The 20,624-nt window shown below is 58.0% G+C and carries 16 protein-coding genes and 3 pseudogenes; 5 read left to right on the top strand and 14 right to left on the bottom strand.

All coding sequences use genetic code 11. The annotated features are described in order from the left end of the window. Positions 1–43 precede the first annotated feature (43 nt). The gene (locus IVB22_RS26215) at positions 44–508 is read right to left on the bottom strand and encodes a hypothetical protein (protein WP_247520146.1); all 465 of its coding nucleotides are present in this window, start codon (positions 506–508) and stop codon (positions 44–46) included. Between the two features lie 406 nt (positions 509–914). On the opposite strand from IVB22_RS26215, the gene IVB22_RS26210 reads away from it, so the two are divergent. Next, a complete protein-coding gene (locus tag IVB22_RS26210; RefSeq protein ID WP_247520145.1) occupies positions 915–2,048 on the top strand; it encodes a sensor histidine kinase in 1,134 nt (377 codons plus the stop codon). Between the two features lie 128 nt (positions 2,049–2,176). On the opposite strand, the pseudogene IVB22_RS26205 reads toward IVB22_RS26210, so the two are convergent. Then, positions 2,177–2,952 (bottom strand): annotated as a pseudogene (locus tag IVB22_RS26205) (succinate dehydrogenase iron-sulfur subunit). A 426-nt stretch (positions 2,953–3,378) separates the two neighbouring features. Then, on the bottom strand, positions 3,379–3,585 hold the full coding sequence (locus IVB22_RS26200; RefSeq protein WP_247520144.1) for a hypothetical protein: 207 nt from the start codon (positions 3,583–3,585) through the stop codon (positions 3,379–3,381). Positions 3,586–3,918: 333 nt separating this feature from the next. Here IVB22_RS26200 and IVB22_RS26195 point away from each other — a divergent pair, with 333 nt between their 5' ends. After that, positions 3,919–4,176 carry a DUF3551 domain-containing protein gene (locus tag IVB22_RS26195; RefSeq protein WP_374207671.1) on the top strand — a complete coding sequence of 86 codons (258 nt, stop codon included), beginning with the start codon at positions 3,919–3,921 and terminating at the stop codon, positions 4,174–4,176. 208 nt (positions 4,177–4,384) lie between these two features. Here the strand turns inward: IVB22_RS26195 and IVB22_RS26190 are convergent, their stop codons facing one another. Genes IVB22_RS26190 through IVB22_RS26180 form a run of 3 tightly spaced genes read right to left on the bottom strand, consistent with a single transcriptional unit; the run spans position 4,385 to position 6,706 of the window. Further along, complete coding sequence (locus IVB22_RS26190; protein ID WP_247520143.1) at positions 4,385–5,260, bottom strand: NAD(P)H-hydrate dehydratase; 876 nt, start codon at positions 5,258–5,260, stop codon at positions 4,385–4,387. Continuing rightward, positions 5,257–6,024 carry a histidine phosphatase family protein gene (locus IVB22_RS26185; protein WP_247520142.1) on the bottom strand — a complete coding sequence of 256 codons (768 nt, stop codon included), beginning with the start codon at positions 6,022–6,024 and terminating at the stop codon, positions 5,257–5,259. Before IVB22_RS26185 ends, IVB22_RS26190 begins: the two co-directional genes overlap by 4 nt. A 4-nt stretch (positions 6,025–6,028) precedes the next feature. Next, positions 6,029–6,706 carry an HAD family hydrolase gene (locus tag IVB22_RS26180; protein WP_247520141.1) on the bottom strand — a complete coding sequence of 226 codons (678 nt, stop codon included), beginning with the start codon at positions 6,704–6,706 and terminating at the stop codon, positions 6,029–6,031. A gap of 158 nt (positions 6,707–6,864) precedes the next feature. On the opposite strand from IVB22_RS26180, the gene IVB22_RS26175 reads away from it, so the two are divergent. Together IVB22_RS26175 and IVB22_RS41665 are read left to right on the top strand one after the other, a co-directional pair. Further along, a complete protein-coding gene (locus IVB22_RS26175) occupies positions 6,865–7,029 on the top strand; it encodes a hypothetical protein (protein WP_247520140.1) in 165 nt (54 codons plus the stop codon). Positions 7,030–7,857: 828 nt separating this feature from the next. Continuing rightward, a complete protein-coding gene (locus IVB22_RS41665) occupies positions 7,858–8,139 on the top strand; it encodes an NUDIX domain-containing protein (protein WP_308200456.1) in 282 nt (93 codons plus the stop codon). 195 nt (positions 8,140–8,334) lie between these two features. Here IVB22_RS41665 and IVB22_RS26165 read toward each other — a convergent pair. Further along, positions 8,335–8,559: pseudogene (locus IVB22_RS26165) on the bottom strand (hypothetical protein); the annotation flags it as partial. Between IVB22_RS26165 and IVB22_RS26160 the strand changes: the two are divergent. After that, a pseudogene (locus tag IVB22_RS26160) lies at positions 8,560–8,658 on the top strand (DUF2958 domain-containing protein); the annotation flags it as partial. Positions 8,659–9,037: 379 nt separating this feature from the next. On the opposite strand, the gene IVB22_RS26155 reads toward IVB22_RS26160, so the two are convergent. The 7 genes from IVB22_RS26155 to IVB22_RS26125 form a co-directional block, all read right to left on the bottom strand. Further along, positions 9,038–10,036 (bottom strand): ABC transporter substrate-binding protein, encoded by a 999-nt coding sequence (locus tag IVB22_RS26155; RefSeq protein WP_247520139.1) that lies wholly within the window; start codon positions 10,034–10,036, stop codon positions 9,038–9,040. Positions 10,037–10,285: 249 nt separating this feature from the next. Continuing rightward, entirely contained in the window at positions 10,286–11,110 is an 825-nt protein-coding gene (locus tag IVB22_RS26150; protein WP_247520138.1) for an alpha/beta fold hydrolase, read from the bottom strand. Positions 11,111–11,122: 12 nt separating this feature from the next. Then, positions 11,123–14,449 carry an AAA family ATPase gene (locus IVB22_RS26145; protein ID WP_247520137.1) on the bottom strand — a complete coding sequence of 1,109 codons (3,327 nt, stop codon included), beginning with the start codon at positions 14,447–14,449 and terminating at the stop codon, positions 11,123–11,125. A gap of 256 nt (positions 14,450–14,705) precedes the next feature. Continuing rightward, a complete protein-coding gene (locus IVB22_RS26140) occupies positions 14,706–15,122 on the bottom strand; it encodes an ester cyclase (RefSeq protein ID WP_247520136.1) in 417 nt (138 codons plus the stop codon). 268 nt (positions 15,123–15,390) lie between these two features. Continuing rightward, positions 15,391–16,353: an ABC transporter substrate-binding protein gene (locus tag IVB22_RS26135; RefSeq protein ID WP_247520135.1), complete on the bottom strand. Its 963-nt coding sequence runs from the start codon at positions 16,351–16,353 to the stop codon at positions 15,391–15,393. Positions 16,354–16,733: 380 nt separating this feature from the next. Then, positions 16,734–17,765 (bottom strand): IS110 family transposase, encoded by a 1,032-nt coding sequence (locus IVB22_RS26130; RefSeq protein WP_247520134.1) that lies wholly within the window; start codon positions 17,763–17,765, stop codon positions 16,734–16,736. A 184-nt stretch (positions 17,766–17,949) separates the two neighbouring features. Next, positions 17,950–19,737, bottom strand: a complete 1,788-nt coding sequence (locus IVB22_RS26125) for an adenylate/guanylate cyclase domain-containing protein (RefSeq protein WP_247520133.1) — start codon at positions 19,735–19,737, stop codon at positions 17,950–17,952. Positions 19,738–20,624: the final 887 nt, after the last annotated feature.

Below are 20,624 nucleotides of genomic sequence, written 5' to 3'. Positions count from 1 at the left end.
CGCCCCAGGCGATCGGTTCCATCCCCGCTCGCGAGTTGGCTAATTACCAAAGAGATGCGGACTGTCGCCCGCCAAAGGCCACAATGGCCGGTTCCTCACGCCTTTGAGCTTCCAACCGCTGCTTCGCCCTTGCAGCGGCGATCTTTCTGACCTTGCGCTCGGCCTGTCTGCGGGCTTCGACCCTTGACTGGCGCTCGGCCTTTCTCTGGTCGGCCTTCTCAACCTGCGCCACGGCTATGGTCGCTTCCTGAACTGGCTGGACCTCCGGCTTTGGCGCCAGCGTATCTGTCTGAGACTGGTCCGGCACGGCGATAACACCCGGCGCCGGCTCGGCATAAGCGGGCAAAATAACTCTCATGCGTGGCGCTGGTGCGGGGTCTGCCCGATTAGGCGCCGGCCTATCGTCAAAGGCGGCCTTTGTGAATACCAACCCGCCGCTAAATCCTGCTGTGAGGATAGCGAAGGTGGTTCCCACGCCTGCAAAGAAGAGGATCGCGTTAGAAGCCATTTGAGCGTTCCATTTGCCGACATGAACGCATCGCAACGACCGAAGTTTCCGGCCGGAAGATATTTATCGGGACAATTTGGCACCTACAGAAGTGCCAGCAAACAAGCAACGACCTCAGCATCGTCATGCTCAGGCTAGGCTTGTCCCAAACCGCGGCGGGGACGTTCATCAGCCTGGTTCTCGCAATCCTCTAACCCCAGCTCGAAAGCCTGCGGTGCCTTGAGGGCGAATACCTTACGCTTTCCGCGCTTGTGACGGGCTCGGTGACTAGCGCCGTGTCAACGCTCGCGCTCGGTGCGCTGGCGCGCGTTTGTGGCGCGAACAACAGGTAACCATCTTAGGCACCATTCGATGGGGACGACGTTAGAGTCTGATGGAGGATCGTTCACAAACGAGCGAAGGCGCCGTGCTGGACAAGCTCCGGCGTCACATTCGCATTTTAGTCGATATCGGGCGACTTTCAGGTGAGAGTGCCGATTTGGATCGCTTTTTGGACCAGACCGTTCTCCAAATCGCTCGGGGGGTAGAGATCCATCACGTAAAGATCCTTCAATATCGTCCGGAGACTTCCGATCTCCTGCTAGTCGCGGGAGTCGGATGGAAGGAAGGTGTCGTCCGCACAGCTACGTTCTCGGTCGACCTACGTTCACCGCCTGGGCGGGCATTCCAAACGGCAGAGCCGGTCAGCATTAAAAATTTCAGCGATCAAGAGGAATACGTGCGCTCAAATTTCTTAAAAGAGCACGGTATTGTCTCGGTGAGCAACGTGCCTGTGCTAATCGGTGGTGCGGCATGGGGGGTGTTGGAGGTGGACAGCACTACCCCGAGAGACTTCACTGAGGATACCACCGAATTTCTCACCGCCGCTGCCGCTCTGATTGCAACCGTGCTGCGCCAAAATGCACGGCCGGACGAACAAGCACAATTGATGGCTGCCGTTGCCGAAGCTCAAAAAGGAGAGATTTTGCTTCGCGAAATGCAACATCGTGTCAAGAACAACTTTCAGCTGGTTCTATCCTCTATCTCCATTCAAAAACGTCGGTACCACGACGCTGAGGCCCATCGGGCGCTGGATCACGTAGCGAGCCGCATCAATGCGATCTCACTGGCACATGATCAGCTTGCTCCTCGACAAGAAGGCCAGATCGTCAGGCTATCCTATTACATTCGTGCTCTTTGCAGCGCGATCCGACAGCAGGTTGAGGAAATCGAAATCGATGTCGAGTGCGACGAACTCGAATTGGGTATTGACCGGGCGCTACCAGTTGGCCTCATTTTGAATGAGACTGCGATGAACAGCATCAAGCATGCGTTCGGCACGAAGGGCGGCAAAATCAGAGTGAGCTTGGTAGGAGGTATCGGCTATGGTGAGGCCCGTCTGACAGTTTCGGACAACGGACGCGGCATGCAGAACTCTAACGAAAACGGGTCCGGCCTCAAGTTGATTGCCTCTCTTGCTAGACAGATCGGCGGCACCGTCGATCAGGAAAGTGACAGTAAGGGCACGACCACAACGCTCACGTTTCCATTGATGACGTGATCGGTCGGATGTTCGGGTTGTCGATCTGAGCCGTGATATTTTCAGCTTCGGCGCCCTGCACCGTCGACATCGCTCCGTACGTCGTCACTATAGCTATCGTGTGGCGAACGCACCGATGCGGCGATCGCCTAGAGCTTCCGCTTAACCAATTTCAATCTAAGCTCGGCGATTGCCTCCGATGGATTTAATCCTTTGGGGCACGCCTTCGCACAGTTCATGATAGTATGCACCTATAAAGGCGAAACGGATCCTCCAAATTATCTAGCCGCTCACCCGTCGCCTCATCACGGCTATCCTTAATCCATCGGGCTGCCTGCTACAGGGCGGCCGGCCCTAGAAAGCGCTCACAATTCCACCAATAGCTTGGGCACGAGGTCGAGCAGCAGGCACAAAGGATACATTCGTACAAGCCATCGAGCTTTTCCCTGTCCTCGTGGCTTTGCCGCCATTCCTTTTGAGGTGTCGGGCTCTTGGTCTGCAGCCAAGGCTCGATGCTTGCGAGCTGCGCAAAGAAATTGGTGAGATCGGGTACAAGGTCTTTGATCACGGGCTGGTGGGGCAAAGGATTTATCCTCACCGTCCCTCTCTCCGTATCCATTGCCCTGGTACAGGCAAGCGTATTCTGCCCGTTGATATTCATGGCGCAGGAGCCGCAGATGCCTTCGCGACACGAACGACGAAATGTCAGCGTCAAGTCGACGTTGTTCTTGATCCAGATCAAGCCGTCGAGCACCATCGGTCCGCAGTCGTTCGTGTCTACGAAATAGGCATCAATGCGTGGTTTCCTGCCGTCTTCCGGATCCCATCGATACACCCGGAATTCGCGCAAACTGTCGGAAGCATGTTTCGGCCAAGTCTTTCCAGTTCCGATCCTGGAATTTTGTGGCAGCCTGAATTGAACCATGTTCGGTCCCTTCGCAGCACAGCCCGCACCTCTTCAAACCGGCGACCCCGGGGACTGCTGAATGCCGGCTTGTGCTGATCGTTCCTAGCTCTTGGCAGATTTCAGGTGCAAAAGCCGTACGCAGCTGGCTGGTTGCACGTGGCCACTGGAAAGCGGAATGAGCAACAAACGCGCAATCGTTCGGCCGGTCTCTGCAGTCATCCGTAATCAATGCGGATTGTTCTAAGACTTTCGGAGAATTGGCCCAGTGATACTCAAACAATCTGGGAGTTAGGCTCTTGAACGCTCGCTTTTGCTACGGCCGCAAACGCATCGCAAGCAGTTGAAGAAGTCGGCCGGTGGCCGACCGGAGCCGTAGAGGACCTGAGTAGACGTCGTTTCTCCTGCCAGCTCGAGGAGGTTCGATGACATGACTGCGCAAAATCCTCAAGCGGATTGCTTGCGCTTGCGGCGATGACCGATTTCAGTTCCCGGAAGGGTTATGTGCAAATCCGCGGCCCGCGCTTTAATAGATGCCATGGGGCGGTTGAGCTTAACGGTGATGAGCGTGAGGCTTTTGCCGGCTTCCGACATCGTGCGCAGTGCTCGGTCGTCTTCTTCAGACCTTCGTTCATATTGCTTACGGGTAAACATCGTCGTTGCCTCTAAGGCCAGTGAGGCAGGGCCAAGTTTCGGAATGTCAGAAGACCCAGCCTCGCCTTTTCTAATCACGGACGCTGGATCTCGGTTGAAGGGCGGTTGTTGCGCTCTCGCTTGATCGGGAGATATTCCCAAGCCGCTGTTTTTCAATCTAATTACGAAAATGCAATAGCGCCGGAGACTCACTTTTTGCTCCTATCAATGCGGCTCATGCTGAGCTGACTTCGTCTCCTCAAGGCGCCCAATCCGGTCCTAGGAACGATCCCATCTTGATCGTGTTGCGATCGGTATCGAGAACGCGGCTTTGTTTCAAGCAGGAGAGTGATGATGCGCAATACAATGTTGGCCTTTTTGGCGCTTTCGGCCGCGGCGGCCGTCACGGTAGCCGGCAACTCGCCAGCGGCGGCTTACGACTATCGTTATTGCCTCCAGGGTCGAGGCATCGGCGTTCCAGGCGACTGTTCCTACAGCAACTATGCGCAGTGCATGGCGTCGGCCTCGGGCCGCGGGCTCTACTGCAACATCAATCCTCGCGCCGCGTATGGAAGGCAGCAGCGGCGAGTGCGGACCTACCGGGACTACTGAGAGGCTCCGGGTCACCCCTCGCGGGTCGTTGGGCTGGAAGCCCTGGAACGTAGTTGCCGTGGTTCGCCGGCGCGGCCTCGCGGGCTGCCTGGTCATCGATCCTTCCGGGCGTCCGCTTTTTCCGTTTCGTAGCGGGCTTTTTCGGTCTGCCGCTAACGCAAGCCAGGTCCGTGGGCAGGGCGGCATGTTCGGTGAACGGCCCGCTCGATCAATCGAACTCCCGCATGATCGCGGGGATCTCCCCCGGTATCTCACGGGCAATAAGGCCAAGTGGCCCAACCCGAGCCGCCAATCGCCGGCCAGCTTCCGCATGCATGTATACGGCCCATGCGGTAGCAAGAAACGGTGCCGCTCCCCTGGCAACCAGGCCGGTTAAAATGCCGGCTAGTGTGTCTCCTGAGCCGGATGTAGCCAGTCCGATCGTGCCGTGATTGTTCAGGAGCGCTTCTCCCTGAGGTGAAACGACGTGAGTGCTTGCACCCTTCATCGCGATTACTGCTTGAAGACGCCGGGCGGCGGCGCGTGCGGCGCCCAGCGGATCCCTCTCGACGTCCTCGCGGTCCAACTTCAAAAACTTTGCCATTTCTCCGAAATGGGGCGTGCAGACGATCCGCCCCTGCTGACTACTTGGCAATTCGATATCACGAAGCGAAGTAAAGGCTGCTGCATCCAAAATAAAATGCGGCCCATCCACCTCCTCCAGGAGCTTGGAACACAATTCTCCTACGGACGCCTCATCCAGCATTCCTGGTCCGATCAAAACGGCGTCCGAGCTCGAGGCCAAATCCACAAGGCGCTGGGCGTCCCGAACGGCGATTTCCCCGGCGGAGGTTTCTGCGCAACCGACCACTATCGCTTCAGGCATTGCGGCGCCTATATGTGGGGCGTTTGTTCTACAAGTTGCGATGCGCAGCACACCGGCACCCGCCCTCAAGGCACCGAGACCGGCCAGAACAGCGGCGCCAGGTACGTCAAGATGGCCGGCAATTACTAGGACCCGGCCCCGGCTATGTTTGTCTCCTGATTGGTGCTTCGGAAGCGGATGAAAGTGCAAATATCGATCGTTGAGCGTGCCCTCAATCATCGAGCTGCCACCTTCGCATCCGGAGCAGAGGTGACGGGTGCCCCCTCTTCTTCAAGCGGTGTCACGAAATTGTACCGCTGCAGCTTGAGGACAGCGTCGTCTTCATTCTTTCGCGCCAGCACGTATTCCGTCACCGAACAATTGGCGACGTCACCCTCAGCGTCGATCGCCAAGATCGAGGCCTCATCCAGCTGTTCGATAAGGTATCGAAAACAAAGGACGACAACCTGGTGGCTCACAATGAGCACGCGCTTGTCCGAATAATGCAAGCTGATCGTATCCAGAACGCTGCGAAGGCGCAGGATGACGTCGCACCAGCTCTCGCCTGCAGGAGGCCTGAAGTAGAATTTTCCCATCAACTGGCGAGCGGCCGCCAGTTCGGGATGGCGCTGTTCGATACCGAACCTCGTAAGACGATCCAGAACCCCGAACTCTCTTTCCCGCAATCGCTCATCGGGAACGACGACACCCGCTTGCGAACGGGAGTTCAATGCCGCGCAGACCGCATCTGCCGTGCGTCGGGCCCGAAGATATGGAGAACTGAGTATGACCTCCGGTCGTTCTACGTCGGGCATCGATGCAAACCAGCGTCCGAGTGCTTCTGCCTGGCGCTTTCCCAAAGAGCTCAACGGAACGTCGACGTCGCGTGCCTCGATGGTGATAGCTTCGCTACCGATCGCGTGGGCCGCGTCGCGAGCGACATTACCTGCACTCTCCCCGTGCCGAACGAGCCATAGTCTGGCAGGCCAACGCTGCACGAGCATTCCTTCACTCCACGGCTTCGGAAGACGACGGCTGATCGGCCTTCAAGCAGGAAATCAGGTCGCGGACCTCTTGCGCCACTGCTAAACAGCCGGCCTGCAACAGGGTTTCTCTTGAGAATCCGCCGGTCAGAACGCCTGCTGACGCCGTCCCGGCGCCGCTCGCAGCTTCCGCGTCGTATGGCGTGTCTCCGATTACCACCGCTAGCGCCGCCGGCACTTGCAGCTTTCTCAGCGCCAAGCCCACGAGCCGCGGATCCGGCTTGCCGTGTTCTACATCGTCCCCGCACGCCATGGAATCTATCAGATCGTCCGCCGCAAGCAGGGAGAGATAATGCCGCAGCGTTGCGCCCTTGCAGTCGGTCGCGAGAGCGATCCTGCCGCCCTCTGCGGTCAGGGCCAGGAACACTTCGCGCACACCGGTAAATGCCTTTACGCTTGCGAGGTATTTCCTTTCGTAAAGCTTGCCTTGCGCCTCCAACACCCTCTTCCGATCGGCCTCCACCAATTCCGGTGCGACGAGCTGCAGCGTTTGATTGCCGTCCAAGCCGGTGTATAACTGGAGCTCTTCGTATGGAGCTTCTATTCCGAAGTCCGCTAAAGACTCCTGCAGGCTGAGTAGATTGTGCTGCACGCTGTCGATCAACGTGCCTTCGACGTCGAATATATAACCAGAAAACCGCATGTCGCCTCCAAGCATTGGGAACGTCCAGCGACAGATAAAGTTCTTAAACTTGCCAGATTGCACGGCGCGCCGGTAGGCCGGGCATAATTATGGGGGCCAGTGGTGAAAAACTATTCCGGCCTGACGATCGTTATGATCCGCCGGTCTAGACTGTCTCGGTGAGCCTCGTACTGGTCCTGCATCTCTTCGAGGTACTCGAGGAAGAGGAGCGCGTCGAGGTTGGCGCTCCCCTGCCTGTCCAGTCGATCGATGATCTTCCGTTGATGGGCCAGGCTTTTCTCACCATCAGCGACATGCCGACATGCATCAGCCAGCAGCTCTAGCTGCTTGGACCAAACACATACGCCGCTCCACGCACGCTTTAGTTTGTCCACATGCGACCGCTCGGCGTTGAAAGAACTAACTTTATCAATTGCCGTGGCGCTTGTTGTTAGAGCGCCGCATATGCTCGCTCAGCCCCTTCTTGCTGAGCTTCTTCTTGCGCTTCGCTGCCGATAATTTTTCAAACAAGTGTAGCACCTATCCGAGCGTTCGCTGTCCACATGTCCCGTTACCTCTTCGGTCGTCGTCCGGTGTCTTTGTTCAGGGGTCCTTTGCGCTCTTTCCTCAGACCCTCCGGCAACGGATAGCCCTCTTCGGGACCAGGGAGTGGTTCGGGCCGCACGTCCGCGCCCCACTGCGCTTTTTGGTGCGGGGTTTCCTTGTCTCGCACCTGCGGAGGCTGCGGGTTCCCAAAATCACTCACATGGTCATAGGCGCCGCCCCGCGTGTCTCTGTAATCACTCATAGCCGTCTCCTTTGCGGCTTAACCGGCATCGGCTGGAGTGGTTCCTGCCGCCGTCATCCACCACGAATGCCCAATATCGACGGCGTCACGCACCCCTCCCCAGCTCGGCTGGTAAGCTAGGAACTGCGATCATGGCAAAGCCGTTGACTCGGCAGCCATGGCAAAAACAGACCCGCAAACTGTCACCCGCCTGCTCCGAGCCGTGCGGCTTAGGGAACGGCGGTGAAAAAGGCTGCATCCGTCAAACAGAGCGCAGGTCTACTGCTCTATGGCATAGGGACGATGGTGTCGAAATCCTGCTGGGCCATCCCGGCGGGCCTTTCTGGCAGAACAAGGACTGGGATCGTGGTCGATTCCAAAAGGCTTGATCGCAGAAGGCGAAACACCCTTGGCCGCTGCAATGCGCGAATTCGGGGAAGAGACGGGTCACCGGCTACGCGCCAAGTCCCTGCCGCTTGGCGAAGCGAGACAACCGGGAGGCAAGATCGTTCACGTGTGGGCGGTGGAAGACGACTGGGAGCGGACCGGCCTCCAGAGCAATATGTTCGAGATGGAATGGCCGCCGCGATCCGGACAGCGGCAGACTTTTTCTGAACTTGACCGCGCCGAATGTTTGGAATTGCGGAGGCTCGTGCGAAGATTTTGAAGGGGCAAGCGGTCTTCCTCGACCGCTTGCTGACGGTTATTGCGAACAATTCAACAATGCCGCCAGCCGGCCGTTCGGCTCAGAAACATAGGAAGTAACCCATCATATCCGTCTCCTGGAATTCCCACCCGAATGCTGTGACGACAGGCCGTGGTGCGGCCTGTCGTTCATTTCCACTCATTTTCAACGATGCAGTCACGCTGCCCGCGGATTGACCACGGTGTATCCACGCAGTGAGCGCGCATGAATTCTCGTTGTGCGCCCACCTGAGTTCGCATCATATGCCATCCAGGCGTCGCCATCGATGTGCTGCTCTAGAACGAAGACGTGCCCGCGTCGCGCGGCAACCATTCCTGGTGCTGGTGCTGCCCGCGGAAAGTGTAGCCAGTTGGCCGCCAGATTTAATCCGGGCACGATACGCTGGGCTTGCCGGTCGAGCGCGACCTGCACTTCGCAGCGGACAGACCGCTATCCGCCTATGCCGCAGAGGCCAGAGCAGCGGGCCGTATCACCGCTTGACGTAGTCGGCGATAACGATGCCACCGATTTTGCTGCCCTTTCGAAGATGCTGGCCCAGTAGAAACCACCCACCTCAATCGCGCGTATCGCATTGATCTCTCTAGCACCAACGTTGGGTCGATCGGACCTCCTTCCAAAAAGTGGTTATTGCGCTTCCAAAAAACTCTGATGCTTGGAGCTTCGACCGCAAGAGCGGATCTTTTAGGGGAGTCGAAAGAAATTCAGCAGTTTCTTTCTCAACAAATGCACCTGACATAAATTTGGCAGCGTAAGCATCGCGCAATGTCCGCTTCGCTCCGAAAGAGACTGAAATGTTGCGTTGCCCGAAAATGACGCAATGGGCCAATTCCGGACTCATTCATCGCAACAAAACAGCATACTATTCGATCACCTCGTCAGCACGAGCGAGCAACGACTCGGGAATTACTAGTCCGAGGTCCTTGGCAGCCTTCTGATTGATGACGAGTTCGAATTTCGTCGGCCGATAGTAGGGAATATCACCGGGCTTCGCACCCTTGAGGATTTTGTCGATGGAACGAGCGGCCTGGTGAAAAAGCTCCACAAAATCGACGCCATAGGCCATGAGCCCCCCGCCGTCTTCTATATATGAACGAAATGGATAAATGGCCGGCAACCGGTATTTCTTAGCCAACTCGCCGATCAGTTGTGCCTTCGTAATGAGTTCCGGACTCGTGTCGACGAAGAGCGCGTCGGCACCTTCCTGCGACATGAAGGCGAAGACACGCTGATATTCCGCTTCGCTTGCATCCTCGAGATAGGAGGGCCCAACGACTACTACGCCCGCTTTCTCTGCCGCCTTCTGCATTAAGGCTACTTCCGGGCTTTGGCGCAGCCCCAGAATTGCGAGCTTCGATATTTTTGGGACGACTTCCCGGAAAAGCTCAAGCCGTTTGCCCCAAATCTCCGATCCGGCATCGATGCTGACGCCCGTGATGTTCCCGCCCGGCCGTGCGATGCTCGGCATAAGGCCAAGATCGATCGGATCACCGGTCATCGCAACGATCGGTATGGTGGACGTTGCCTCTTTGAGAGGCACCACCACCCTATTCGTAAACGCAACAACAAGATTGGGATTGCTGGCTACGATATCGCGGGCGAGCTTAGGATAGATCTCCGCATGACCCTCGCCGGAATAACGCTCGATTACCAGGTTCTGTCCCTCGACGTAGCCGAGCCGGCGAATTTCCAGGAAAAGCTCGCGCCAGAACCGATTGCTGCTACTTTCGGTCAGCTCGGCGACCGGCCACAATGGATGCAGTATCGCGATCCGGTACGCCTTCGTCGATTGCTGCGCTCGTGCACTAAGCGGCAGCATGACTCCTGAACCCATGAACGCGATGAACTCACGCCGTCGCATGTGTCCCTCCCCACAAGGATCACGTCTGTGGGTGGACGAGAGCCTAGCACCTTTCTGCGACGGCCGCTTCGGGTCAATCGCGTCGCTTTGACGTTCGGCCAGCCACTTCCGGTCTACCCCGAGCAACGGACATTGTCAGCGCCGGTCGCAGGTCTGTTTCGTGCCAGACTGTGACATTGCAGTGCTATTCTGTCGGCACCAACGAGGGTCGACGGCGGGGGGACGAGGGCGAGCACCTGGCATTTCGACTCAATGGCTATTCAGGAATTGGAGTGCGACCTCGCTAAAGGGCCCAGGCGACTCCAGACAAAGGGCATGCGAGGTGTCAGGAAGGATGACCTGTTGCACGTCCGGGATATAGCTCGCTAACTTTTGGCAGGTGATCCGAAAGATCGGTATGGTGCTGGCACCCTCGATCAGTAGTACCGGCATCGTTAGCCTTCGCGCGTTCGCAGGCGTGAACGGTGGCGGCGGAGGCCGCGGGCGAAACGCGGCGCCGATCACGTCCGCATTCTCATTGATGAAAGCGAAATGCTCCCCGCGAATCCGGTCGAGGGCTTCGTGCCCAAACACATAGAGGAGTTGCTCCTCGACAGCCTTGGTCCGATTGCCATTCTGCCATTCGTCGAAAACTATCTTCCTGTTCTCGCCAAATTCGGCCATCAATCTCGGCACTGCAGGATCGTCCAGCGCGATTGTAGCGACCGCCGGCTCCGCCAGCACTAGTGAACGCACAAGGTCCGGATGCTCGCTGGCGAATTGCGCGGAGACCCCGCCGCCATAGGAATGGCCGATGAGATGAACCGGCGGCAGGTCAAGCTGGCGCAGCAGGCTCGAAACGTCAGCGACATGTGTGGCGACACCAAATCCCGCTCCGTCATCGGGCCATTTGTTCGGGCAGTAGTAGCGCTGGCTGAGCGAAAGGACCCGGTAGTTCGAGCGAAGCACATCGACTTGTCGGCGCCACGAACGATAATCGCCTAGCAGCCCGTTGATCAGGATTACGGGAGGACCCACGCCCGCCTCGAGATAGGTCAGCTCGGCGCCGTTGATCTCAATCGATCGCCTGTTCATTGGCAACCTCCTCTATCGACGCAACATGTCCAGCACTTTTCGAGCAGCGGCAAGATCGACGATTTCGTGTTTGGTATGGAATGCGTTGATGATGGCTTGTAGGCGTGCCTCACCGTCCTGGGCACGCCCCTGACGTCCGAGAACTGATGCTAATTGTGCTGTGGCGCGGAGCTCGAACAGTCGCGCTTCCTGCCGCCGGGAAACAGCGATCGATTTTTCGAACAGGCACACCGCGCCGGACAGATCGTCTGCGCAAGCGGCGATTTGGCCGCGAATACGGATGCACTCAGCCAGGAAGCAAGCTTCGTCGGTATTGATGACGAGGGCATCGACCTCGTCCAGCAGATGCGATGCCTCCTCGAGACGGCCCGCCTGCACCAGAAGGTCACATAGCCTGCATACTCGATCCGGGGTAGTAAATACCACGCCCTGTCCACGCCACAGCATCATTCCCTCGCGGGCATCGTCGATGCCGGCATTCAGCTCACCCAATCGCGAGCGCGCAAGTCCTCGCAATGAAAGGCCACTGCTAACTCGGGCGGTGTATCCATGGCGTTCGCTGATCTCGATGATCTTCGCCGCGTCCCGCAACAGCACATCGTTTTGGCCGAGCAGCGCGCACAGAAGGCTCTTTGTCCCAAGAGCCCAGACGATGTCGTAGGGCTTCTCCATCCGGTCAATCGTTCGAACAAAGCACTCTGCCGTCTCGACGGCCTCGTCAACGAAACCCATCGTAACCAGTGATCGGAAAAAGTCTTGCTGGGTCGGTATGAGTTGATCCCCACCGCCCAGCAAAATACGGCGGCTGGCGTCAGTCCGATCAATCAGATCTCGAGCCTTACGCATGGCTTCGATCGCGAAGCGCCATTCTGCCCGGTTGAAATGAGCGGTCCCCTTTGTCGACCAAAGGGCGCTCACATAGGCGGGAGATAGCAGATCGGCGTGATTTTCCAATTGCTCATCGGCGAGCATCAGGTATTCGCGATTGCGACCGGTGGCATAAGAAAACGCAGCGATCGAAAGCACTACTTCACACTGCAATTCGACTAATGCAGTGTCCGCGGTGGCACGACGTGCATCATCAAGCGCCTGACCAACGCGCTCAGAACGATATTCGCCCGACTGCATCAAGGCACTGGCCATCGCCAGGTGGAGACGGGCTATCCGCTCGGCGCAGCCGGACGCATCGTCAAGTTTCTTGCTGCAGTCAATCGCATTGGCAAAGTGCGATACCGCCTCCCGGGCGGCAGCCCTTGCCATGGCGGCCATTCCCGCCTTTTGCCAGTATTCGAGCGCGCCGCCCCAATCGCCGGCTTCCTGAAGATGGTGCGCCACGAGTTCCGGGTTACGCTCGACCGCTGTGGCGCGAAGCTCGACCAGGACAACAGCGATCTGGCGGTGCAGTTGGGCCCGTTGGTTGCGAAGAAGTGTGCTGACGGCCGCGTCCTGGATCAGTGCGTGCTTGAACTGATAACTTTCGCAGTGGGGATCTCTTCGCGGGTAGATAAGCTCAGCCTCGATAAGGTCGTGCAGCGCCCGTTTGACCGCGGCAGCATCTCGCTGGGTCACTGCGATCAGAAGATCGGAATCGAACACCCGGCCCAAAAGCGCCGCCACCTGAATGATTTGACGGATCGGCGCCAGACGATCCAAACGGGTGTGAAGTGCGGCCTGCAAGGTCGCAGGGATCTCGATGGCCGCGCCGAAGGCGAGGTTACTCCTGCTTTCGGCGACCGATTTGGTAAGCTCTTCGATGAATAGTGGCACACCGTCGGTCTTGGCGACCAATTGCGCCACCATGGCTGCCGGCAGATCATCGGGCGCGACGCGACGAATCATCGCTTCGGTCTCACGACGGCTGAGCCTGGCCAGTGGCAAGATCACCATCTGCGACGAGTTCGACCACGGCGCCCGAAACTCCGGTCGGGCGGTCAGCAGAACGAAAAGCCGTTGGGACGCCATGTCGGTTAGCATCTGACCGACATGTTCGGTGGTCGAGGGATCAATCCAGTGGGCGTCCTCGACAACCACAAGCAATGGGCTTCGCCGCTGTACTGCAGAGGTAAGCCGCGACAGCGCAGCGAAGACAGCCCGGCGAACCTGCTCAGGATCCGCTGGGCCGGCATTCCACCCCGGATCCGCCGGAAGTCCCAGCAGCATGGCGAGTGGTTCGACCACCTCGGCGCTGTCCAAATCGAGATCGCCGAGAAAGTGTCGGAGGCGCTCGCGCCGCGTCAAGTCATCCTTCTCGCCGGCAAAACCCAGCGCTCGATGCAATTGTTGGATTACCGGCCAAAACGCGCTGGTCTGATGTTGTGGAGAACCATAAAAGACAATCTCGGTGTGCGGCGCTTCGCGAAGCTGCATGCGCAGCGTCTGCAGCAAGCGGGATTTGCCGATGCCGGCTTCTCCCTGCAGCAGCACGGCCTGGCCTTCGCCCTCCACCGCGTTCTCCCATCGCTTGGTGAGAAAGCCGAGTTCGGTCTCGCGGCCGATGAGCGGAGTCAGGAATTGTCCACCTCTCGCCTCAAAGCGGTTGGGCGCGGAGCTGGGCCGCAGCACTCGATAGGTCGCAATCGGTGCGCTGACGCCCTTGAGCATTTGCGGACCAAGCGGCTCGACCTCGAAGAAGCCCTCTACGAGGCGCAGCGTCGCCTCGCTCATGACCAGGCTACCCGGCGGTGCCAAGGCTTGCAGACGTGCGGCAATATTTGGCGCTTCGCCGACGATGCCGTCACAAAGGCGCTTCTCGCCAACGCCCAGTTCACCGACAACAACGGGGCCAGTGTGGACACCGCAGCGGGCTTCGAGACCTTCTCGCCCAAGCTCCGCTAATCCGGCCATGATGTCGAGGCCCGCCTGGACTGCACGCTGGGCGGAATCCTCGTGAGCCCTCGGATAGCCGAAATAGGCGGTCACGCCATCGCCGATGAAAAGGCCGATTTGCCCTTCATGGCGCTGAACCACATCTGCGCACACCTTCTGAAACGACAGTAGCAGATTTCTCAGATCTTCCGCATCTAACGTCTCAGCGAGGCGCGTCGAGCCGACGACGTCGCAGAAAAGGACGGTCAGTTGCCGTCGTTCCGCTTCAGTTGCCGGCTCCGTTGTCGGAACGATCGCCGGCGCCCCCCTTGACTGAATCGCCGCGTCGGAGAGGTTGCGCTGCCCCTCAATCGCGTGGAGCAGGCGCTTGCGGGCGCCAACGGGAAGACCGGCCGCCGTCAGGTCTGCATCTGTCAGTTGAGGCAGGATATCGAGTTCGATGTCCTGAGCCAATAGCGCGTCCGCGTAGCGGCCCAGTCCTCGCGCCTCAAGCCACTCGCGAAGTTCTGCCATATTGGCCCTCGCAGAGTTCGACGTACGTCTTGGCTATGTATGTGCGTCAGGATACACGCAAGCACTGCCTCGGTCAGCAACTATAACGAAATCCCTGTCCAGAAGACATTTGGTCGATTCGTGAGACCTCAACGCGATGTCGGGTATGGGGCAACTGCGCTGACCAACCTATCCCGCGTCTCAGCGTTTTGTCGCCCAAGCTGATCTACCACTTATCTTTGCAGCGCAGCGCGATCACAGCAAGGAGGGATGCCGCTCAGACCCATCCCAGTTCCTTCAGGGCCATACCAGAATGCCAGACCTTCGTCATGTGGCTGATCTTGTCGCCAGTGAATTGCATTACGTAGACATAGTCCGACGTCGTCTTCTTGCCGGTCGGCTCACACGGACCGCCGGGACCGGTGTGAGTACCCGAAAAGACAGCATAGGCAGCGACATTGTTTCGCTCGGCGTCGGTGGCGAAGGATTTCACCTCGTAGCTACCGTCCGGCATAATCGTCATTAGTCCCTTCATCCAATCCGCGTATTCTGCAAGAGTTTCGATCTCTGCAAGCGGTTCGGCCTGAGCAGCGAAGGTTGCGTTTGGAGCACAGTAAGTCTTGCAGACTTCCCAACCCTTTCCAGTCTCGCAAGCGGCAAAGAAATCGTTGGCAACTGCCGTGATCGACGCCATGACTGATTCCCCGGTGCGTTTGATTGAATGTTCACTCTTTTTAGCACTTCGGGGAGACTCAGGCCATGACGGCTTGTTGCCCCTGCTGGCAAGCGGCCCATTGCTCTTGACCGGGATTCCCCCACCTATGTCCGTTAATGGGTCAATCGCGTCATTTTGGTCGTCGGCCGACTACTTCCGGTCTTCCCCTGGAAACGGACATCGTCAGGGCCGGTCGCCAAGTCTCAAAGGTGCCAAAACCGGACTCATGCGCCACAGCAAGAAAACGCTATTCGATCACCTCATCCGCGCGCGTAAGCAGCGACGGAGGAATGGTGATGCCAAGCGTTTTGGCGGTCTTGAGATTCACGATTAGCTCAAACCGGGTCGGTTGCGCGACTGGCAAATCGGCCGGGCGTAAGCCCTTCAGTATCTTGTCCACGTATATGGCCACTTCCCGCCACTGGTCGGGATCAGAGGCGCCGTACGACATCAGACCGCCCGAAGAAGGAAACGAACCAACCATCGAGAACGAAGGCATCTGATGCTTCAGTGTGAGTTCGATGACATCCCTCCGTATCAAGGTTGGTTGAATAATAACTGCATCCACCTTGCTTTGGCTCATTCCCTCAAAATGACCCTCGGCATTCTCCGTTGGATGCATCATTACCCGATTGATCTCGATGCCAAGGGCCGGTGCTGCGAGCTCGATCTGACTGAGAAAGGGCTTGCTGAAGGGGTCCACCGTGTTCGCCAGAACTGCAACGCGGCGAGCGGCCGCCAACGTCTCACGAATGAGTTCGACGTTCTTAGCCATGACTTCTGCAGCGATAGCCGTATTTCCGGTGATGTTACCTTCAGGCCGTGCCAGGTTCTTCACAAGTCCGGTAGCAACCGCATCGCCGACTGCCGCCATGATGATGGGAATGCTGTTCGTGGCTTGCTTCGCCGCCATGGCAGATGGCGTTTGCCAAGCGACAATAACGTCGGCTTTGAGGCGAACCAATTCACTAGCCAAATCTCCAAGGGCTGCCGCATCGCCACCCGCGGATCGCAGCTCTAGGCGAAAACTCTGGCCTTCGATGTAGCCAATTTTTCCCAGTGCTTCTCGAAGAGCTTTCAAAAAGGGACCGGGATTAGGATTCCCCAAAACGAGTACGCCGATTGTCGGAACTTTGATCTGCTGCCCAAACGCAGCAAAGGGACATATTACGGCTCCGCCGAGGCTTAAGAGAAATTCACGCCGTTTCATCCTTGTCCCTGAGAGCAATGAAGCGCGGCTATTCATTTAATTGCCCGAAGCCCAACGTGGTTTCCGGTGCCTGTTTTAGCCGCTTAACAGCTACCTGTATATCCAATTGGACCCTGCGTGATGTCCGAGTTGGGTCACGTGTGGACGGCGCCCTGGCAAGAACTTTCTGACGTTTTGCAGCATTGGTCGGGTGCGGTCACGTGTCCGGCCTGTTGATGCGGCAGGTGTAGCCGCTGGCCCTAATGCTCTGCGCGGATCGGGTCCCAATCGTTCGCATGCACTTGAAAGTGCGTTGACCCAAACGGGCTCTCCCAATCCCCGGAACAACCGTATCTGCATTACGTCGTCATGCCCTCGCCAATCGTTGAAACTCCTATTGTCTATGCTGCTGGCAGCAATCTTGGCTCTTTGAACTGCTCTCCGCGTACCATCATGGCCCAGGCCATGCGCGCAATTTTATTGGCAAGCGCCACGGCGGCGACCTTGATCGGCCGGCGCTCCATAATATGCGCAAGCCAGAGGCGCCGCGCGCCATGCTGCCACGCATATCGGATAACGGCCATGGCGCCCGTGACGAGCAGCCATCGCAAATACCGGTTTCCCTGCTTTGAGATTCTACCCAGACGTTCCTTGCCACCGGTCGAATGCTGCTTGGGAACAAGCCCGATCCAGGCGGCCAGGCTTCGTCCGGACGAGAACTCTTTCCAATCACCGACTTCTGAGACCAGGGCGGTGGCGACGATGGGACCAACGCCTGGGATCTGCTCGAGCCGGCGACTTTCTTCGCTTGAACGATGCCAGGCATGGATGCGCTTCTCGATAGCTCCGATCTCAGCTGCGATCGCGGCGTGTTGGCGGGCAAGAACATCGAGGCTGAACCGTGCGGCCGCGGGTATCCGACCATCCTTCTCGTCAGCAATGATCTTGAACAGCTCGGCTGTGCCGTTGCGCCCCTTTGCCGAGATAATGCCGAGCTCGGCCAGGTGACCGCGGATCGCGTTCGACAGCATCGTTCGCTGACGGACCAGTAGCTGTCGGCTGCGATGCAGCATCAGGCCTGATTGTTGCTGCTCGCTTTTGGTCGGCACAAAACGCATCGACGGACGTGTCACTGCCTCGCAGATCGCCGCAGCATCATTAGCGTCGTTCTTACTGCGCTTGAGATAAGCCTTCACATAACTGGGCGGCATCAGCCGCACCGTATGGCCGAGCGCCTGGAGCTCACGGCTCCAATGATGGGCACTTGGGCAGGCTTCAATGCCAACAACGCAAGCCGGCAAAGTCGAGAAGAACTCCAGCACCTTGGCGCGGCTCACACGCTTGCGGATCACAACCGCGCCATCAACATCTGCGCCGTGAACCTGGAAGACTGACTTCGCAATATCGAGACCAATCGTGCTAACCTCGCCCATGGACGGCTCCCCTCAAAGTGGTTTGCTTCAACGCAACCACCCTATGGCACTTCGATGCCGCAGAGTGGGCGCCGTCCACAGCATCAATCACGTCACATTGACCGCTCGCCGCTCACTTCCGGTCTTCCTCCGGAAACGGACATCCTCAGAGCAGGGCGTCATGTCTCTAAGGTGCCAATAACGGTCATTCCGGCATGCCAGCGATCCGGAAAGCCTGCGCCAATTTTTCCATACCTTCAAGTCGAAGAACCGGCCCCCAGTCCTTAAATCCGGAAATGCGTAGGGTCGGGTTCAGTTGCATTGCGCGCGCACAGACTTCTCGTGCTTCCTGAACCCGTCCAGACATCGCATGGCATGCCGCCAGAATTAATTGTGCTGGCACAAACTTCGATTGTAGCCTGATAGCGGCTGCCGCCCATGATGAGGCATCCTCGTTGCGGCCAGCGAAAAAATGAGCATAGGCCAGCCCGGTCAAGGCATTAAAGCTCCGTGGATCCAGCGGGCTCAAACGCAGCGCAACTTTGAATTGCTCGATTGCGGCATCTACGTTACCGAGCCAAAGGTGAGTGAACCCGCTCCATTGTCGTGCGATAACCAGATTTGGGTCTAGATTTATCGCCCGCGTGAGGAGGGCGGCGCCTTCCTCCACCTCACCCACTACGTAAGCGAGCGCGTGTCCGGCCATTGCAAGCACCGATGGATCGTCCTTATCGAGCTCGATCGCTCGTCTCGCGAGGCGTCGGGCTTCAATTCGTTCCTGAGTAGCATCAGTGCTCCAGCCGAAAGCTTTCCTTTGCATATAGCAACGGGCGCCGAGCGCGTATGCTGCGGCGAATTCGGGATCGATACCGCTGGCAATTTCCGTGAGCTTGAGAGCTTCAAGGTGCGCTTCTCTGGTGAATCTGTAAAAGCTGGCGTACGCGCGAAGATAGTAGTCGTAAGCCTGAAGGCTTTCGGTCGGCTTGCGCTGGGCGCGCTCGATTTCGGCGCGCTCCAGTTGAGGGGAGATTGCGCCGATCACGCTGCTGGTCACCCGATCCTGCAGATCGAAAATGTCTTCGAGTGTACTGTCGTACCTGTCTGCCCAGATATGATTACCCGTCGCGGCATCAACGAGCTGCCCAGTGATGCGAACGCGATTGCTGGCCCTGCGGACGCTGCCCTCCAGCACGTAGCGGACGCCAAGCTCGCGGCCGACCTGTTTGATATCGAAAGCTTTGCCTTTGTAAGTAAAGGTGGAGTGTCGCGCGATGACGAAAAGCGATCTCGAACGCGACAGGCCCGTGATGATGTCTTCCACCATGCCATCGGCGAAATATTCCTGCTCCGGATCGCCGCTCATGTTCTCAAACGGCAGCACTGCGATGGAAGGTTTGTCGGGGAGCGCGAGGGGTCGCGCAGTTTCGGTCGGCGGGTTTGTTAGCATTGCCTGCGCAAAGCTTGGGCCGATGCGCGCGCGCCAGACGCGCATTGGTTCGGCGATATTCTTCAATACCTGCGGACCCATATCGTCATAATCGATACCGATCTTGCCACGAATTTGCCGATGAGCATCGTCTGAAATGCTGACGCCGCCTGGTTCTGCGATCCCTTCGAGACGCACCGCAATATTGACCCCATCACCGAAGATATCGTTCTCTTCGATGATTACGTCACCGACGTGAATGCCGATGCGAAATTCGATCCGCTTGACCTGCGGCACATCGATATTTTGTTCTGCCACGCCGCGTTGGATTTCGTCGGCACATCGTACGGCGTCGACCACGCTGGCGAACTCAACGAGAGCGCCGTCTCCGGTATTCTTGACGATGCGTCCGTGATGCTCAGCGATTTTGGGATCGAAAAGCGTCTTTCTAAGAGCTTTCAGTTGCGCTAGCGTGCCTTCTTCGTCGATCCCTATCAAGCGGCAAGAGCCAGCGACATCCGCCGCCAGAATAGCTGCCAGTCGCCGCTCTACGTGCGCGCTGCTCAAGATCGACCCCCGGGCTCGGGGAAATTGAATGGTTATATAGCAGGATTGTGGGCCGATGTCCGGCTATGCTCATGTCCGAAGCGGGTCAATCACGTCACATTGACCGCTCGCCGCTCACTTCCGGTCTTCCTCCGGAAACGGACATCCTCAGAGCAGGCCGTCATGTCTCTAAGGTGCCAATACCGGAAGTGACAAGCCTAGACCACAGCCGCCATTTATCGGATTTGGGCCATAGCCGGCGAGCGCTTCGCGCTGAGATAAGAACCTGGCCGCGCCACGCGTTTGTCGCCTGAATGCCGCGGAGGCGGACATGTGCGAGCAGGGCAAAGAACTCGACGCCAAGGTCGAGCACGACCAGAGGTCTGTAGGAACATCAGCGACCCGCAGACCGTCGACGGCCTGAAGAAACTCATCGCCGACATGCAGCGGAAGCGGCAGCCCTGCACCCCGAGCCATCTCGGGATGGTCCTGGGTAGGGAGCGATTCGCGCTATCAGTACAGATCAGGCGAGCGCCTGCTCATTGTTGTTGGCCACCCGCTTGGGATCACGGTGGCGGAAGATCTGGTCGACCTCGAACCTTGGGTCATAAGCTTCATCGGCAAGACAACCCGTCGCTTATCTCGCCCCAGAAGCCACATTGCGTCGCTGACGGCCCCCGCGCGTGAAGCTCGTTCCGGAACACCAATAGGATTGCGGCGGCGAGAAGCGCCGCCGATAGCAGGATGTGAAGTCTTGTTCGCATGCCCCGAATATGCGCCCCTAACCGCCTGTTTGCCAGTGTGGAAGTCCTTGGTTCACAGAACAAGTGCAACACCTGCTATGGTGTTGTTGCGATGGGACAATGTTATTGCCAGCTCAGCCTTGAAGAGCGGATCGAGATTTATCG

The sequence above is a fragment of the Bradyrhizobium sp. 190 genome, from assembly GCF_023073415.1.
GTDB lineage: Bacteria > Pseudomonadota > Alphaproteobacteria > Rhizobiales > Xanthobacteraceae > Bradyrhizobium.
This window is presented reverse-complemented; position numbering and strand designations above follow the sequence as displayed.